Here is a 17,013-nt window from a genome sequence, read left to right on the forward strand (position 1 = left end):
TTGGGAGGCGAATCCTAGCCGGACACGTGTCCGATGTGGTGAACGCTCAGGTCCGCCCTGGCAGGACGGGGTGTCCGTCCTCCAGATAGACCGGTCCGCCGGAGTGGTCGTCCACGTGGACACCGGCGATCATTCGGCGCGCCGAACGACCGACCAGGTACTCCTCCAGCCTCTCCGGTGGTACCCAGGCCCATCCGGACAGCTCCTCCTCGGGCAGGACGAACTCCTCCGAGGAGACCTCCACCCGGAACAACCAGTGCAGGGCCGGGGTGCGCGGTGGTGCGGGCGGCGCCCAGTCGGTCACCAACAGGGCCCGGGGTGAGGCGGGCACCCCGAGTTCCTCGGCGACCTCACGCAGACAGGCCGTCAGCGGCGACTCGCCCGCTTCCATGATCCCGCCGGGGATACCCCATGGTCGATCGGGCGCGTACACCCGCCGTACGAGCAGTACGTCGCCCTCGACCGAACGGATGAGCGCCCCCGCCGAGCCACGAGTGGCCGGCAGGGACGCGAAGAAGTCCTCTTCGCTCAGTTCTCTCACCCGAGCGACTATAGGCCCGCTATCCCAGGAGCAGGGCGATGGAGAACAACGCCCCGAACACCATTTGCAGCTTCCCGGTCTCGCCCAGCCCCAGCACCAGGTCGCGGCCGACCTGGCCGCCCAGCACCCGGCGCAGCGGTGACACGGCCAGGAGACCCGCCGGCAGCACCAGGGGCACCCACCAGGACAGCGGCAGCAGGGCCAACGCGAACACGAACGAACCGACGATCATCCCCGCGTACAAACGGCGGGTGCCGGTCTCGCCCAGACGCACCGCCAGGGTGATCTTCCCGGTCTCCCGGTCGGTGGGGATGTCGCGCAGGTTGTTGATCACCAGCACCGAGCAGGACAGCAACCCGACCGGCACCGAGGCCACCCACGCCTGCCAGGGGGCCGCCTCCAATTGCACGAACACGGTGCCCACCACGGCCACCACGCCGAAGAACACGAACACCGAGACCTCGCCCAGACCCCTGTATCCATAGGGGCTGCCGCCACCGGTGTAGTACCAGGCGGCGGCGATCGCGGCCGCACCGATCAACAGCAGCCACCACGAGGTGGTCGCCACCAGGACCAGCCCCACCAGAGCGGCGAACGCGAAGCTCCCCAGAGCCGCCGCCAGGACATGCCGGGGCGTGGCCAGCCCGGAGGCGGTCAACCGGGTGGGCCCGGTCCGCTCCTCGGTGTCGGTGCCCTTCACCCCGTCGCTGTAGTCGTTGGCGAAGTTCACCCCCACCTGCAGGGACATCGACACCACCAACGCCAGCAGCGCCTTCCACCAGACGAACCCGTCCAGGGCGAAGGCCAACGCGGTGCCCACCGCCACCGGCACGATCGAGTTCGGTAGCGTGCGGGGGCGCAGCCCCGAGACCCATTCACTGACCGTGGCCACGCGCCGGTCCTCCAGTTTCCACACAGGGCGCTCCTAGGCGCGCCGCAACGACCACCCCACGGTAGTCCCTGCTCGAAGCGGGCCCGAACGCTACTCGGAGATGGCCGCGTGCAGCCGCACCATGGGCACCAGCCGGCCCATGTCGATCTCCCGGCGGGCGCCGTCGGCACGCCACCCCGAAGCCTCCACGAACGACCTCAGCGCGTTGTCCTCCTCCGGGGCCCACACCTGCACCGTGCCGAACCCACCCTCCACCAGGTGGTCCACGCACGCGTTCAGCAGTCGACTGCCGTGCCCCTGACGCGTCCGTTCGGGGTCCACGTGCAGGGCGAACAGTTCGGCGTCCTTGGCCGGCCACAGGTCGGGATCGCCCGCCGGGCCGAACGCGGCGAATCCCACAACCGTGCGTTCCCCGCCCACCTCGTCGGTGGCCACCACCAACCGGTGCTTGGAGGTGGGGGGCGACTCCAACGCCGTCGTCCACTGCTCCCGGAAACTCTCTCGGGCCTGCTCACCGGCCATCTCCTCGGCCACTTCGGCGGGCAGCAACGCCCCGTACAGCGCACGCCACGACGCCACCTGAAGGTCCACCACCGTGTCCACGTCGGCGGCACGGGCGGGACGGACGAACTGCGCACTGGACACGAAGGGCCTCCTCTGGGGGCCCATACCCGAAACAAGTGGATGCCGGAGTTTCCGGAGCTTGCCCGAGCATGGGAACATCTATGGTGTGAGCCTCATTATCAGAGTTATCGTGAACGCGCTCGCCCTTTGGGCGGCTGTATTCCTGATCGACGGCATCGAGATCCAGACCGACGACACCGTCGGTCAGATCGTCGTCTACCTGATCGTCGGTGCGATCTTCGGTGTGCTCAACGCCGTCATCAAACCGATCGTCAAAACGGTCGGCTGCCTGTTCTACGCCCTGACCCTGGGTCTGATCGGGTTGGTCGTGAACGCGCTACTGTTCATGCTCACCGGGTGGATCGCCGGACTCTTCGAGCTCCCCTTCCACATCGACGGCTTCTGGCCCGCCTTCTGGGGCGCCATCGTCGTCACCATCGTGAGCTGGCTGCTCAGCATGTTCCTCCCCGACGGCAAGGACGACTGACCCCGGTACGGTCACCACTCTTCCAATACGGTGGTCTCCGGGTCCCGCCCGAGTGGCGAGGGCCCGGGCCGGGTAGGTTCACACTTCCGGGCTTCACACACCGGCGACGGTCCCTCACCTCGACCGACGAGGACGGGGACCGAACCGAATCACGCTCCCGACACTCATAGGAGCGACACAGACTTTCCCGCGTCCGGCCCCCTACGGCCGATCGCGGTGGCGGACGCACAGCGCCGCCTCACCCGTGCACGGAGGAAAGCACCCGACACGGGACGCATCAGCTGATCGCGCAACACATGGAGAGGAGGAGGGGCACACAAGGGTCCGACCGCCTCACGGCCACGGACCCGAGGGCCTTTCACACACGATGATGGACAACAAGTACCGGCCGTTCGGCAAGATGCTGACCGCCATGGTCACCCCGATGCTGGAAGACGGCGAGCTCGACTACGACGGCGCCGCCAGACTCGCCACCTACCTGGTGGACGAGCAGCACAACGACGGCCTGATCATCAGCGGCACCACCGGTGAGTCGCCCACGACCAGCGACGAGGAGAAGGACCGCCTGCTCCGCACCGTCGTCGAGGCGGTCGGAGACCGCGCCCAGATCGTCGCGGGGGTGGGCACCAACGACACCCGCCACAGCGTCAGACTGGCCAAGGCCGCCGAGAAGGCGGGCGCGCACGGCCTCCTGGCCGTCACGCCCTACTACAACAAGCCTCCGCAGGAAGGGCTGATCCGGCACTTCACCGAGATCGCCGACACCACCGAACTGCCGGTGATGCTCTACGACATCCCGCACCGCACCGGGACGCCGATCGCCTCCGAGACCCTGGTCCGGCTGGCCGAGCACCCGCGCATCGTCGCCAACAAGGACGCCAAGGACAACGTCGGCGCCAGCTCCTGGGTCATGGAGCGCACCGACCTGGCCTACTACTGCGGAACCGACATCCTGAACCTGCCGCTGCTGTCGGTGGGAGCCGCCGGTTTCGTCAGCGTCGTCGGCCACATCGTGGGCGCCGACCTCAAGGACATGATCGACGCGTTCGAGAAGGGCGAGGTCGGTCAGGCCCTGGCCATCCACCGCCGCCTCACTCCGGTCTACACCGGCATGTTCCGCACCCAGGGCGTCATCACCACCAAGGCCGTCCTCAACCTCTTCGGTCTTCCCTCCGGTCCGGTGCGCACCCCGCTCGCCGACGCCTCCGCCGAACTCCAGGCCCTCCTTCGCGAGGACCTGGCGGCCGCCGGGGTCAAGGGCCCGATCGGGCTCGCCCCGCACCAGGCGGTTCCGGCCAGCGCCGTCCGCGTCGAACGTCTCACGGAGGGTTCCGTATGAGTCACCCGCACCCCGAGCTCGGCCCGCCCCCGCCCCAGGGCGAAGGCGTTCTGAGAATCGTCCCGTTGGGCGGTCTCGGCGAGATCGGTCGCAACATGACCGTCTTCGAGTACGCGGGCCGGCTCCTCATCGTCGACTGCGGCGTGCTCTTCCCCGAGGAGGAGCAGCCCGGCGTCGACCTGATCCTGCCGGACTTCGACTACATCCGGGATCGCCTGGACGACATCGAAGCCATCGTGCTCACCCACGGGCACGAGGACCACATCGGTGGTGTGCCGTTCCTGCTGCGCGAGCGCGCGGACATCCCCATCGTCGGCTCCAAGCTCACCCTGGCGCTGATCAGCGCCAAGCTGGGCGAGCACCGCATCAAGCCGGAGACGGTCCTGGTCGAGGAAGGGGAGCGGCACGACTTCGGCCCCTTCGACCTGGAGTTCTTCGCGGTCAACCACTCCATCCCGGACGCGCTGGCCATCGGCATCCGCACCCCCGGCGGGTCGGTGCTGCACACCGGTGACTTCAAGATGGACCAGCTGCCGCTGGACAACCGCCTCACCGACCTGGCCGGATTCGCCCGGTTCGGTGACGAGGGCGTCGACATCCTGCTGTCGGACTCCACCAACGCCGAGCAGCCCGGGTTCGTCGTCAACGAGCGCGACCTGACCGAGGCCATCGACAAGGTGTTCCGGCAGGCCAAGAAGCGCATCGTCGTGGCCTGCTTCGCCTCGCACGTGCACCGTGTCCAGCAGATCATCGACTCGGCGACCCAGCACGGCCGCAAGATCGCGTTCGTGGGCCGCTCCATGGTCCGCAACATGAACATCGCGCGCGACCTGGGTTACCTGAGCATCCCCGGCGACACCATCGTCGACGTCAAGCAGCTCGACAAGATGCCCGCCGACGAGGTCGTGCTGGTCTGCACCGGCTCCCAGGGCGAGCCCATGGCGGCGCTGAGCCGCATGGCCAGCCGGGACCACCAGATCCGCATCGAGGAAGGCGACACCATCCTGCTCGCCTCGTCGCTCATCCCGGGCAACGAGAACTCGGTCAACCGGGTCATCAACGGCCTGACCCGCTGGGGCGCCAAGGTCGTGCACAAGGGCAACGCCCTCGTGCACGTGTCCGGACACGCCTCCGCCGGCGAGCTGCTGTACGTGCTCAACATGGTGCGCCCGCGCAACTTCATGCCGGTGCACGGCGAGTGGCGGCACATGCGCGCCCACGCCGACCTGGCCAAGCTCACGGGTGTGCCGAACGACCGAATCGTCATCGCCGAGGACGGCGTGGTGGTCGACGTGTACAAGAACCGCGCCAAGATCGTGGGCGCGGTGCAGGCCGGCTACGTGTACGTGGACGGCTCCTCGGTCGGCGACGTCACCGACGCCGCGCTCAAGGACCGTCGCATCCTCGGCGAGGAGGGCTTCATCTCCGTCGTCGTCGCGGTGGACTCGAGCTCGGGCAAGATCCTCGGGGAGCCCGAGATCCACACCAGGGGCGCGGGCATGGGCGCGGCGGCCTATGACGACGTCATCGACAAGATCCAGGACGCCCTGGACAAGGCGGCCGCCGACGGGGTCAACGACCCGCACCAGCTGCGGCAGCTCATCCGTCGCAGCACCGGTCGCTGGGTGAACGAGACGTACCGTCGTCGTCCCATGATCATCCCGGTCCTGGTCGAGGTCTGACCGGCAGGAGACGATCCACCGAACGGCCCGGAGCGCGACCAGCGTCCCGGGCCGTTCGGCCGTTGTGGGGGCGACACGCCGGGGGAGTGTTCGTGCCTCGGGTTGGACGGCTTAGTAGGCTTCCCGCCGTGCCGGGACGCTGTGTCCGGGACCCCGAGTTCGACCCCGTCCCCGTGGAGGTGACCCCCGATGGCCACGCGTGCCTCCTCTGGTGGTGCCGGGCGCAAGAAGCCCGCCGCGCGCAAGCCCGCGGCCAGGAAACGCATGCCGGATGGGCCCATCGCCTACGTGGTGACCCTCTTCGGTCAGTTCCTGCTGGTCCTGTGGAAACTCATCGCCCACACCGTGGGCGGGGCGGCCCGCGCGGTCGGCCGTAGCGCCCGTGATCTGGACCCCGACCTGCGCCGGGACGGCGTCGGACTGATCCTGCTGGCCCTGGGCATCCTGGTGGCCGCCGCCGTGTGGTGGCGGAGCGACGGCCCCCTGCTGGAGGCCACCCGCATGGTGGTCGTCGGCGGCGTCGGCGCCTTCTCACCGATCCTGCCCCTGCTGTTCCTGCCCCTGGCCATCAAGCTGATGCGCACGCCCAGCACCGCCAGGGAGGGTGACGCGGGCCGGCTCTTCATCGGGGTCACCTCGATCATGCTCGGCCTGCTCGGGCTCATCCACATCGCCCATGGCATCCCACAGCCCGCCGACGGCATGGAGGGCGTCCAGAACGCCGGCGGCATCATCGGGTTCGTGGCCTCGGGCCCGATCAGCGCGGTGGTCACCCCCTGGCTCACCGGCCTGCTGTTGGTCCTGATCCTGATCTTCGGTGTCCTCGTGGTCACCGCGACCCCCATACGGCGTATCCCCGACCGGCTCCAGACGCTGTTCAGCGCCCTGATGGAACGCGACCCCGGTCCGGACTCGGGCATCGGGATCCTGGGGGCCGAGGCGGGGAAGAAGCCCGCCAGGCCGCGCAAGCGCAAGACCGCGCCCGCCGATGGCGAGACGGTCGCCGGAGACCACGAGCGTCCCTACGACACACCCGTGGTCTCCGAGGCCGCCGGGACGATCGCCCCGGCCCTCACCGACGAGGAGGAGGCGGCCGCTCAGGCGGAGAAGGCGCTCCCCAAGAAGAAGGCCAAGGCCAAGGCCAAGACCACGGCCCCCGATCCCACTCCGGCGCCCGCCACCACCGAACAGCTCTCCATCCCCTCCCGTGTGGTCGAGGGCGACTACGAACTGCCGCTCACCACCCTGCTCAAGCCCGGATCCGCGCCCAAGGAGCGGACCAAGGCCAACGACGACGTCGTGGCCGCCCTGTCCGGGGTCATGGAGCAGTTCAAGATCGACGCCGAGGTCACCGGGTTCACCCGTGGGCCGACGGTCACCCGTTACGAGATCGAGCTCGGCCCGGCGGTGAAGGTCGAGAAGGTCACCGCCCTGTCCAAGAACATCTCCCTCGCGGTCAAGAGCGCCGACGTGCGCATCCAGTCGCCCATCCCCGGAAAGTCCGCGATCGGTGTGGAGATCCCCAACACCGACAAGGACATAGTGAGTCTGGGCGACGTGCTCCGCTCCACGGCGGCCACCTCCGACGACCACCCGATGCTGGTCGGGCTGGGCAAGGACGTGGAGGGCTCCAACGTCGTGGCCAACCTGGCCAAGATGCCGCACGTGCTGGTCGCGGGCGCCACCGGCGCCGGTAAGTCCACCTGCATCAACGGGCTCATCACCTCGCTGATGATGCGCGCCACCCCCGACGAGGTGCGCATGATCCTGGTCGACCCCAAACGGGTCGAGCTCACCATGTACGAGGGCATCCCACACCTGATCACCCCCATCATCACCAGCCCGAAGAAGGCCGCCGAGGCCCTCCAATGGGTGGTGGGGGAGATGGACCGCCGCTACGACGACCTGGCCGCGTCCGGGTACCGGCACATCGACGACTTCAACGCCGCCGTGCGCACCGGCGAGCTCACGGCCCCGCTCGGTAGCGAACGCCGGTACGAGGTCTACCCCTACCTGCTGGTCATCGTCGACGAGCTCGCCGACCTGATGATGGTCGCCCCGCGCGACGTCGAGGACTCGGTCGTGCGTATCACCCAATTGGCCCGAGCCGCCGGCATCCACCTGGTCCTGGCCACCCAGCGGCCCAGCGTCGACGTCGTCACCGGTCTGATCAAGGCCAACGTCCCCTCCCGGCTGGCGTTCGCCACCTCCAGCCTCGCCGACAGCCGGGTCATCCTCGACCAGCCCGGCGCGGAGAAGCTCGTCGGCAAGGGCGACGCCCTGTTCCTTCCGATGGGCGCGGGCAAACCCATCCGACTACAGAACGCGTGGGTCGCCGAGAAGGAGATCCGCGGGATCGTCGACCACTGCAAGAAGCAGGCCGAGCCGAGCTACCGCGAGGACGTCGCCACCGAGGCCGTCAAGAAGAAGGAGATCGACGAGGACATCGGCGACGACATGGACGTGTTGTTGCAGGCCGTCGAGCTGGTGGTCACCACCCAGTTCGGTTCCACGTCGATGCTGCAACGCAAGCTCCGGGTCGGCTTCGCCAAGGCGGGCCGGCTCATGGACCTCATGGAGAGCCGCGACGTGGTCGGTCCCAGTGAGGGCTCCAAGGCTCGTGACGTCCTCGTACAGGCCGACGATCTGGCCGCCGTGCTGGCCGACATCCGCGGCGGCTGACCCTCCCCCGACACGCTCACGCCGTCCGGGTCGCCCGATTTGGTGCGATCTTGGAGACGGCATGGGGCGTGGTGACCTGCGATGAGTGCCCTGAAGTAGCAGAGTGGGTCGACGTAGGCACGGACAGTCGCGGGGGGAGTGCGCATGGCGACGATCGGCCAGACCCTGTCCGCCGCACGGATCGCGGCGGGTTGCTCCTTGGAGCACCTGAGCACACGTACACGCATCCGCATGCAGGTCCTCAGGGCCATCGAGAACGAGGACTTCGTCCCCTGTGGAGGGGACTTCTACGCACGCGGTCACATCCGCAGGATCTGTAAGTTCTTCGAACTCGACGCGGGACCCCTGTTGGAGGAGTACGACCGCGAACACGCCTCGGACGAGAAGCCCCTCTTCGTTCCCCCACAGTGGCAGCCGGCCACGAAGACGAAGAAGAGGGCGGCGCGGGCCGCCGCGGCCCGAGGAGATCAGGGCCACGCGGAGAACGGGCGAGAAGGGGGAGAGGAGTCCCAGGACGTCCCCCGTCGCGTCGGCGACGAGGACCTCGACCCCACGCAACGGGCCGAGAGCTGGGGCCACTTCGAACGCAACAAGAAACTGGCGCGCCCGCCTCGCCCGGAGGGCCGGTCCCGTAGGCGTGCCGCCACGGTGCCGCCGCCTCGTGGTTCCGAGGAGGGCCGCACGGAGGAGGGCCGCACGAAGGAGGGCCACACCGAAGTGGCCGTCACCGAGGACGCCGCCACCGGGGCGACGGCCGAGGAACCGCGGGCCCGGGGCAACGCCGCCCGGACACTCCCGATCGGGGGCGTGCGTCGACACTGGCCCTGGGCGGTGGTCGGCCTCATCCTCGTCGTCGCCCTCATCGTCGGTGTGCGGACCTGGAACGGCTGGGAGGAGGGTGATCCGGCCCGGACCGCCTTCGAGAACGTGACCGACGACGAATCGGGCGCCGAGAAGAACGCGGGTTCCGTGGTCGTGCCCGAGGCGGAGACGGTGGGGAAGGCACTGGCACGGGGGCCCGAGAAGGTCGCCCGGCCCACCGAGTTCACCGTTCGACTCACGGGCGTGGGACGGAGCTGGGTCGAGGTCACCGACCACGCGGGCGGGGACGTTTTCACCGGTTTCATCGTCGAGGGTGAGAGCCTCGACTACGTCACCGAGGACCCCTTGAGCCTCCGTCTCGGGAAACCCTCGCTGGTCGGCGTCTCCGTCGACGGTGAGGACCTGGGGGAGAGGGCGGACTCCGGGGGAGTCGGGGACTTCACGGTCGGGGCCGACGGATTCGTCGACTGACGTAGGAGAGGGTCCACCTCACCGGAGCGGGAACAGGCGAAGGCCGGGGTACGGGCGGGTGAGCCGACCACTGTAGGGTGGGAGGCTGCGGGCGACTCCGAGCGACGTCGCGCCGCGCGAGCGATCCGACCGTACTTCCGGCCTTCGCCGTGCCGCGTTCCCGCACCACCCACAGCTCTCCCACACGCTTGGAAGCCATGTCATCGCGCCGTACTGTCTCACTCGTCACCCTGGGGTGTGCGCGTAACGAGGTCGACTCCGAAGAGCTCGCCGGACGCCTGGCGGCCGGCGGCTGGGACCTCGTCGACGACGACACCAAGGCCGACGTGACCGTCGTCAACACCTGCGGTTTCATCGACGCCGCCAAGCAGGACTCCATCGAGACCCTGCTGGAGGCGGCCGAGAACGGTGGCAAGGTCGTCGCGGCCGGATGCATGGCCGAACGGTACGGCTCCGAACTGGCCGACTCTCTGCCCGAAGCCCAGGTGATCGGCTTCGACGACTACGCGAACATCACCGACCGACTCGACGACGTCGTGGCCGGACGTTCACTGGTCCCGCACGATCCGCGAGACCGTCGCACCCTGCTGCCGATCAGCCCGGCCGACCGCGACGCCTCCCAGGTCCACGTGCCCGGTCACGCCACCTTCGCCGACGCGGAGGGCGCGGAGGGCACCGAACTGCCCTACCGCAGCGCCGTTCCGCGCCGTCGTCTCACCGGCGGACCCGTGGCCAACCTCAAGATCGCCTCGGGCTGTGACAGGCGCTGCACCTTCTGCGCCATTCCGGCCTTCCGCGGCGCCTACATCTCCCGGCAGGCCGACGAGATCGTCCGCGAGGCCGAGTGGCTGGCGAGCGAGGGCGTGCGCGAGGTCTTCCTGGTCAGTGAGAACTCCACGTCCTACGGCAAGGACCTGGGCGACGTGCGCGCCCTGGAGAAGCTGCTGCCGCGCCTGGCCGCCGTCGAGGGTCTGGAACGGGTGCGGGTCAGCTACCTGCAGCCCGCCGAGGTTCGCCCCGGTCTGGTGGAAGTGCTCACCACCACCCCCGGCGTGGTGCCCTACTTCGACCTGTCCTTCCAGCACGCCAGCGGCCCCCTGCTGCGCCGCATGCGACGCTTCGGTGACCGTGAGCGCTTCCTGGAACTACTCGCCACGGCCCGCAAGGGCGCACCGGAGGCCGGCGCGCGCTCCAACTTCATCGTCGGTTTTCCCGGCGAGACGGAGGAGGAGTTCGAGGAGCTCGTGGCCTTCCTCGGCGAGGCCCGCCTGGACGCCATCGGTGTCTTCGGCTACTCCGACGAGGACGGTACCGAGGCCCTGAACCACGCGAACAAGGTGGCGGAGGACGTCGTCGCCGAGCGTGTGGACCGACTCAACCGGCTGGCCGAGGAACTCATGTCCCAGCGGGCCGAGGAGCGCATCGGTAGCGAGGTGACCGTCCTGGTGGAGGCCGTCCTCGAAGACGGTGTCTACGAGGGTCGGTCCGACCACCAGGCGCCCGAGGTGGACGGCAGTACCATTCTGTACGGCGAGGGTCTCGCCGTCGGTGACCTGGTGCGCGCCACCGTCATCCAGGCGGCCGGGGCCGACCTCGTCGCCGAACAGGATGGGGAAGCCGGAGAGAGATGAGCACCCACGACCCCGCGGCGTCGCCCGCCCCCCAGGTTCCCCTGTGGAACATCGCGAACATCCTCACGATGAGCCGCCTGGTCATGGTGCCGGTCTTCGTCTGGTTCATGTTCTTGGACGGCACGTGGTGGCGCCTGGCGGCGTTCGGCGTATTCGTCGTGGCCGCCATCACCGACCGCGTCGACGGTGAACTGGCCCGTCGTCGCAACCTGGTCACCGACTTCGGCAAGATCGCCGACCCGATCGCCGACAAGGCGCTCACCGGGGCGGCGCTCATCGTGCTGTCCGTCCAGGGCGACCTGTGGTGGTGGGTGACCATCGCCATCCTGGTGCGCGAGTGGGGCGTCACCTTCCTGCGTCTGGCCGTGCTGCGCTACGGGGTGATGCCCGCGAGCAGCGGCGGCAAGCTCAAGACCGTCCTGCAGATCGTCGCGATCAGCATCTACCTGTTCCCGTTGCACCTGCTGCCGTTCACCGACGTGTTCACCTGGATCGCCCACATCGTCATGGCGTCCGCCCTGGCGATCACTCTGTGGACCGGACTGACCTACGTCCTGGACGCGGTTCGTCTTGTGCGGGCCAAGGGCGACGACGGGACGTGAGCCAAGAGGCGCCCCGGCCCGTGGGCGGATCCATCGGTACGGCGGCCCTGGAGGCCGCCACCGACGTCCACCGCGCCCTGTTCGAGGCCGGGGCCACCTGCGCCACCGCCGAGTCCCTCACGGGTGGTCTGATCGGCGCTCACCTGACCGCGGTCCCCGGCACCTCCGCCACCTACCGGGGCGGTCTGGTGACATACGCCACCGACACCAAGACCTCCTTGGTGGGAGTGCCCGCCGACCTGCTGGTCGAGCACGGCGCCGTCCACCCCGACGTGGCCTCCCACATGGCCCGGGGCGCCCGCCGCGCGCTCGGATCGGACTTCGCGGTCGCCGTCACCGGGGTCGCCGGTCCGGGCCCCCAGGACGGGCAGCCCGTCGGCACCGTCTTCGCCGCGGTGGCGGGACCCGACTCGCGCACATGGGTCGAACGGTTCCGTTTCACCGGGGATCGTGCGGGTATCCGCTACCACACGGTCGAGGGCGCGCTGAGGCTCCTGATGACCGCCGTTCGCGGGAACGAGGCGGGCAGCAGCACCCGGTATTGACCCTTTCGCCCGGTGCTCTCTCCCATGGCGTGGGAACAAAAACACCCCTGTACGGGGTTCACCCTCCAGCGAACAGGACGATGAGAGGTGCCCGAATCGGGCGTGAGGCGGGTACGGTGTTGTATATGAAGGTCGCTACCGGTGGGAGGGAGCGCGAATGATGGTCCTGCTTCGTCACCTACTTGGTGACGTGCTCAGGCGGCTGAGGCAGCGCCAGGGCCGCACCCTCCGTGAGGTGTCGGCCGACGCACGTGTTTCCCTCGGTTATCTGTCCGAGGTCGAGCGCGGGCAGAAGGAAGCCTCTTCCGAGTTGCTGTCATCGATCTGCGGGGCCCTCGGGGTTCCGTTGTCGCAGGTGCTCAGGGAGGTCTCCGACCAGTTGGCGCTGGCCGAACTCCAGGAAGCCGCCCTGTTGGAGGACGCGGTCTCCGGCGATCCCGTCCCCGCCCGGGACCTCGGCATCGCGCCCGTACCCGACCGGGTGCCCCAGGTGGCCGACATGGCCGGTGTCTGACCCGGCCCTCCCACGCATGGACAAAGGAAACCGGTCCTTCCCTTGAGGGGAGGACCGGTTTCTCGTGTCTTCAGGGCTCAGCGGTGGCTGTGGTTGACCCAGGAATCGGGGTCCTCGGCCAGGACCCGCACCTGGTCGGGGAGTTCGTTGGCGACCAAGTGCTGGAGGTTGACCCCCTCCAGGATGGCGCGTTCACTGGCGCGCAGGGCGATCCACACCTGTTGCAGGCTGCGGGCCGCCCCGTCGTAGTCGACGTGTTCGGGGCGTTCCCCACGTACGTTGGCGAGCGGTCCGTCGACCGCCCGGATGATGTCGGCGAGGGATATCTCCTCCGCGGGCCGGGCGAGCCAGTAGCCGCCAACGGGACCCCGTTGACTACGGACCAGACCTGCTCGGCGTAGCTGGGTGAGGATGTTCTCTAGGAATTTTCCGGGGATGGCCTGCGCGCGTGCGAGCTGCTCGGCCGTCACCGGACCGTCGCCGGCGACAGCGAGCTCTGCGGCCGCGCGAAGCGCGTAGTCGACCCGGGCTGAAAGGCGCATGCTGTGATTATGCCGTGGTTAGAAGGGCGAATGGGGCACCGGCCCCGACGGGTGTCGTCGAAGGCCGGGATGCTACGGCTCAAGGATACTTCTCCTACCGGGTACGGGGGACATGGGTGACGATTCGGAGACGGGTACGGCGAAGGACATCGGGGTGACCGATGCGGCCGGAACCGGTCAGCCGGTCACCTCCAGGGCCCCGGCCGCGCCGAGGAGTTCGGCCGCGCTCAGCCCGTTGACATGGGCGGCGCCGTACGTGCTCACGTAGGCGCCGCAGTCGGGCCGCCAGATGGGCAGACCCATCTCCACCACCACGGCCTTCGGGTGGGTCGCCAAAAGACCTCTGACGAACGCCTGAGCGCTCGGGTAGCGGTGCGCGTCCCGTACGACCACGACCAGGTCGCGATCGCCCACCGCGGACAGGACCGTCGAGGGATCGTCGACCTCGGGGGAGACCCGCACGGTGTCGCGGAACCACGGGCCCAGGCCCCAGGGAACGTCGCCCACCGCCATCCCGGCCGGAGCGTCCACCTCGACCACGTACGGGTCCGCCAACGACGGCAGCTCACCGTCCACCCGCACGGCCCGACGGGCGCCGGTCAGCCCGATGGCCGAAGAGGCGTCGTGATGGGCGCGTTCGACGGCCGAACGACCCACCCACGCGCGCAGGTCCGCGTTGCGTTCGGCGGCCTCCTCCAGCCGTTCCCCGTGGAGCCGACCCTCGCGGACCGCCCGCACCAGGGCGGCCCGGACCTCGGCGACCTGGTCGGCGTACACGAAGCGGCCCAGGCACAACAGGTCGCAACCGGCCGCGACGGCCAGCACACTCGCCTCGGGGATGCCGATGCGCTCGCTCACCCCGCGCATGTCCATGGCGTCGCTCACCACGACCCCGGTGAAGCCCATCTCTTCGCGCAGCAGGTCGTTGAGCAGCGCGTGGTTGAGGGTGGCGGGCCCCTCGGTACCCAGCGCGGGTAGTTCGATGTGGGCGGTCAGGATCGATCGCACACCCGCGTCGACGGCGGCACGGAAGGGCATCAGCTCACGGCGGCGCAGCAGGTCGGCGTCGGCCTCCACCAAGGGCAGCGTGTGGTGGGAGTCCTGCGAGGTCGCCCCGTGGCCGGGGAAGTGCTTGGCGCAGGCGGCCACTCCGGCCTCTTGCAGACCCCGCACCGAGGCGGCCGCGTGTCGGGCCACCAGTTCGGCGTCCGAACCGAAGGAGCGCGTTCCGATCACCGGGTTGTCGTCAGCGACGTTGACGTCCACCGATGGTGCCAGGTCCAGGTTGAAGCCCAGGGCGGCCAGTTCCAGCCCCAGGGCCCGGAAGGTCTCGCGGGTCAGGTCGGGGTCGTCGACCGCGCCCAGCGCGGCGTTGCCGGGGTAGTCGCTGCCGTGCGCCTGGCCGATGCGGGTGACGTCGCCGCCCTCCTCGTCCAGGGAGATCAGCGGCGGAAGGTCGGTGACCTCGCGCAGGCTCGCGTTGAGCGCGGTCACCTGCTCGGGGCTGCGCAGGTTGTTGTGGAACAGGCAGACGCCCGATATCCCGTCCGCCAGACCGTCCAGGATCCAGCGGGGGGCCTGGTAGGACTCGAAGGGCACCAGCAGGGTGGCGTTGGCCAGACGCTCCAGGGTCGGGTCGTGCGGCATGGCGGACTCCGTTCGTGAACATGGGTGCCCGATCGCGGGCATACGTGTGGCGGGTGAAGGGGAGTGTCGGTGTGTTTTGCCAGGTCAGCCCTTGACCGCTCCCATGGTCAGGCCGGAGACCATACGGCGTTGGACGAAGAGGAAGAAGATCATCACGGGGACGGTCAGCAGCGTCGAGGCGGCCATGATCGACCCCCACTCGATGGACACGGCGCCGAAGTAGTACTGCAGGGAGATCGGCAGGGTGTAGGCGCCGGTGTTGTTCTGCAGGAACGTGAAGGCGACGAGGAACTCGTTCCACGCGGTGATGAACGCGAAGATGCTCGCCGCGGCCAGGCCGGGTGCCACCAGCGGCATGAGGATCCGCCAGAAGATCGTCCACCCGCCGGCGCCGTCGATGGCCGCGGCCTCCTCCAACTCCCGGGGCACCGCGGACACGAAGTTGCGGATCATCAGGATGGTGATCGGCAGCGCGACCGCCACGTAGATCACGAACACGCCGGACAGGTTGCCGACCAGTTCGAGGTCCAGGGCGTTGCCCAGGTGGAAGAAGTTGATGAACAGGGAGATGATCAGTGCTTCGACCGGGACCATCTGGATCACCAGCAGCATGATGATGAAGGCCGAGCGCAGTTTGAACCGGAACCGGGCCACGGCGATGGCGGCGAGCAGGGCCAGCATCGCCGCGAAGGCCACCGATCCGACGGTCACCACCAGGCTGTTGCCGAGGAAGGACCAGAACGAGGTGCCGGGGATGAGGACGCCCGACAGGACCCGTTCGAAGTGCTCCAGGGTGATCTCGCGTGGGAACAGGGTGGGCTGACGGGTGAAGATCTCGCCGGTGGGCCGCAGCGCGGTGGCCAGGACCCAGTAGACGGGGAAGACCGCGAAGACGAAGACCGCGAGGGCGGCCAGGTACAGGCCGAGTCTTCCGACGGACCTGCGCAGTCGGTGGACGTTGTTCATCGGGCCTCCTCCTGGCGGATCATGGTGCGCAGGTAGTACGCGCTGATCACGAGCACCAGGACGGTCATGATCACGGCGATCGCCGACCCCATGCCGTAGTTGGGCGGGGTCGAGGCGAAGCCCAGCTGGAAGATGTAGGTCGGGATCAGCGAGATGTCCCGGTTGCTGACGCCGTTGCCGAGGATGAACAGCTGGGTGAAGATCCGGAAGTCCCAGATCACCTGTAGCACCAGCAGCAGCGCGAAGAGCGAGCGCAACATCGGGAAGGTGACGCTCCAGAAGCTCTTCCACGCGCCGGCGCCGTCGATGCGGGCGGCCTCGTAGAGCTCGTTCGGGATGCTCTTGAGCCCGGCCAGGACGCTGATCGCCACGAACGGGAACGACTGCCACACCACGGTGACGATGAGGATGGGGAAGAGGGTGCTCGGTGAGTTGAACCAGTTGAACTCGTTCCATCCCGAGCCCACCAACCAGTCCGGCAGCGCGGTCAGGAGGGTGTTGATCAGCCCGTACCTGGTGTCGAACAGCCAGCGGTAGACGATGGCGGCGCTGATGACGGGTGTGGCCCACGCCAGCATCAGGCCGAGCCCCAGGGTGGTCGACGCCCACTTGGGCAGCTTGTGCATGAGGAGACCGACGAGCGTTCCGAGGACCATCGTCAGGGCCACCATGGTCAGGCAGACGATGATCGTGTTCCGGAAGACCGACCAGAAGCGGTCGTCGGTGAGCACGTAGAGGTAGTGGCCGAAATTGTTCCACTGCGCCTCTTGTCCTCGCAGCTGCTGTAGTCCGTAGTCGTGCAGCGAGATCCACAGCATCTGGCAGATGGGCCAGAGCAGGACCACCGCGAGCACGGTCAGGGCGGGCAGGATCAGGAGGTAGGGGACGAGTCTGAGGCGGGTGCGACGGGAGGCGGCCCGTGGCCGTCCGTGCGGGGGCGCCTCGGGTTCCGTGGCGCGTTCCAACGTTTGAGTCATGGACCGTTCCTGGCTGGTCGAGGGGCGGCCGCCTGGCGCGCGGCCGCCC

General features: G+C 68.8%; 16 protein-coding genes. 9 read left to right on the top strand and 7 right to left on the bottom strand.

Features of this window, described 5'->3' with window-relative positions; genetic code table 11:
- Positions 1-46: 46 nt before the first annotated feature.
- The 3 genes from NLI01S_RS15270 to NLI01S_RS15280 form a co-directional block, all read right to left on the bottom strand.
- Positions 47-541, bottom strand: a complete 495-nt coding sequence (locus NLI01S_RS15270) for an NUDIX domain-containing protein (RefSeq protein WP_067604926.1) — start codon at positions 539-541, stop codon at positions 47-49.
- Between the two features lie 19 nt (positions 542-560).
- Complete coding sequence (locus NLI01S_RS15275) at positions 561-1,433, bottom strand: 1,4-dihydroxy-2-naphthoate polyprenyltransferase (protein ID WP_067604976.1); 873 nt, start codon at positions 1,431-1,433, stop codon at positions 561-563.
- Positions 1,434-1,523: 90 nt separating this feature from the next.
- Complete coding sequence (locus NLI01S_RS15280) at positions 1,524-2,078, bottom strand: GNAT family N-acetyltransferase (RefSeq protein WP_067604928.1); 555 nt, start codon at positions 2,076-2,078, stop codon at positions 1,524-1,526.
- Between the two features lie 85 nt (positions 2,079-2,163).
- On the opposite strand from NLI01S_RS15280, the gene NLI01S_RS15285 reads away from it, so the two are divergent.
- The 9 genes from NLI01S_RS15285 to NLI01S_RS15325 all read left to right on the top strand — a co-directional run bounded on the left by NLI01S_RS15285 (position 2,164) and on the right by NLI01S_RS15325 (position 12,832).
- On the top strand, positions 2,164-2,544 hold the full coding sequence (locus NLI01S_RS15285; RefSeq protein WP_084392621.1) for a phage holin family protein: 381 nt from the start codon (positions 2,164-2,166) through the stop codon (positions 2,542-2,544).
- 367 nt (positions 2,545-2,911) lie between these two features.
- Complete coding sequence (gene dapA, locus NLI01S_RS15290; RefSeq protein ID WP_067604932.1) at positions 2,912-3,883, top strand: 4-hydroxy-tetrahydrodipicolinate synthase; 972 nt, start codon at positions 2,912-2,914, stop codon at positions 3,881-3,883.
- A complete protein-coding gene (locus NLI01S_RS15295) occupies positions 3,880-5,565 on the top strand; it encodes a ribonuclease J (protein ID WP_067604934.1) in 1,686 nt (561 codons plus the stop codon). Before dapA ends, NLI01S_RS15295 begins: the two co-directional genes overlap by 4 nt.
- A gap of 189 nt (positions 5,566-5,754) precedes the next feature.
- Positions 5,755-8,247: a DNA translocase FtsK gene (locus tag NLI01S_RS15300; protein WP_067604936.1), complete on the top strand. Its 2,493-nt coding sequence runs from the start codon at positions 5,755-5,757 to the stop codon at positions 8,245-8,247.
- A gap of 144 nt (positions 8,248-8,391) precedes the next feature.
- A complete protein-coding gene (locus tag NLI01S_RS15305) occupies positions 8,392-9,540 on the top strand; it encodes a helix-turn-helix domain-containing protein (protein ID WP_223809255.1) in 1,149 nt (382 codons plus the stop codon).
- Between the two features lie 197 nt (positions 9,541-9,737).
- On the top strand, positions 9,738-11,171 hold the full coding sequence (gene rimO / locus NLI01S_RS15310; RefSeq protein ID WP_067604940.1) for a 30S ribosomal protein S12 methylthiotransferase RimO: 1,434 nt from the start codon (positions 9,738-9,740) through the stop codon (positions 11,169-11,171).
- A complete protein-coding gene (gene pgsA / locus NLI01S_RS15315; protein ID WP_067604942.1) occupies positions 11,168-11,773 on the top strand; it encodes a CDP-diacylglycerol--glycerol-3-phosphate 3-phosphatidyltransferase in 606 nt (201 codons plus the stop codon). The genes rimO and pgsA overlap by 4 nt, the downstream gene beginning before the upstream one ends.
- Entirely contained in the window at positions 11,770-12,318 is a 549-nt protein-coding gene (locus NLI01S_RS15320) for a CinA family protein (RefSeq protein WP_067604944.1), read from the top strand. The genes pgsA and NLI01S_RS15320 overlap by 4 nt, the downstream gene beginning before the upstream one ends.
- 157 nt (positions 12,319-12,475) lie before the next feature.
- On the top strand, positions 12,476-12,832 hold the full coding sequence (locus NLI01S_RS15325) for a helix-turn-helix domain-containing protein (RefSeq protein ID WP_067604946.1): 357 nt from the start codon (positions 12,476-12,478) through the stop codon (positions 12,830-12,832).
- A gap of 77 nt (positions 12,833-12,909) precedes the next feature.
- Here NLI01S_RS15325 and NLI01S_RS15330 read toward each other — a convergent pair whose 3' ends face one another.
- The 4 genes from NLI01S_RS15330 to NLI01S_RS15345 form a co-directional block, all read right to left on the bottom strand.
- The gene (locus NLI01S_RS15330) at positions 12,910-13,374 is read right to left on the bottom strand and encodes an RrF2 family transcriptional regulator (protein WP_067604949.1); all 465 of its coding nucleotides are present in this window, start codon (positions 13,372-13,374) and stop codon (positions 12,910-12,912) included.
- Between the two features lie 177 nt (positions 13,375-13,551).
- Positions 13,552-15,021, bottom strand: coding sequence for a glycoside hydrolase family 3 protein (locus NLI01S_RS15335; protein WP_067604951.1), 1,470 nt, complete (start codon positions 15,019-15,021; stop codon positions 13,552-13,554).
- An 84-nt stretch (positions 15,022-15,105) separates the two neighbouring features.
- Positions 15,106-15,987 (bottom strand): carbohydrate ABC transporter permease, encoded by an 882-nt coding sequence (locus NLI01S_RS15340; RefSeq protein ID WP_067604953.1) that lies wholly within the window; start codon positions 15,985-15,987, stop codon positions 15,106-15,108.
- Positions 15,984-16,964, bottom strand: coding sequence for a carbohydrate ABC transporter permease (locus NLI01S_RS15345; RefSeq protein WP_067604955.1), 981 nt, complete (start codon positions 16,962-16,964; stop codon positions 15,984-15,986). The genes NLI01S_RS15340 and NLI01S_RS15345 overlap by 4 nt, the downstream gene beginning before the upstream one ends.
- Between the last annotated feature and the right edge of the window lie 49 nt (positions 16,965-17,013).

Origin of the sequence: Nocardiopsis listeri NBRC 13360, from assembly GCF_001570765.1 — a bacterium.
Classification (GTDB): Bacteria; Actinomycetota; Actinomycetes; order Streptosporangiales; family Streptosporangiaceae; genus Nocardiopsis; species Nocardiopsis listeri.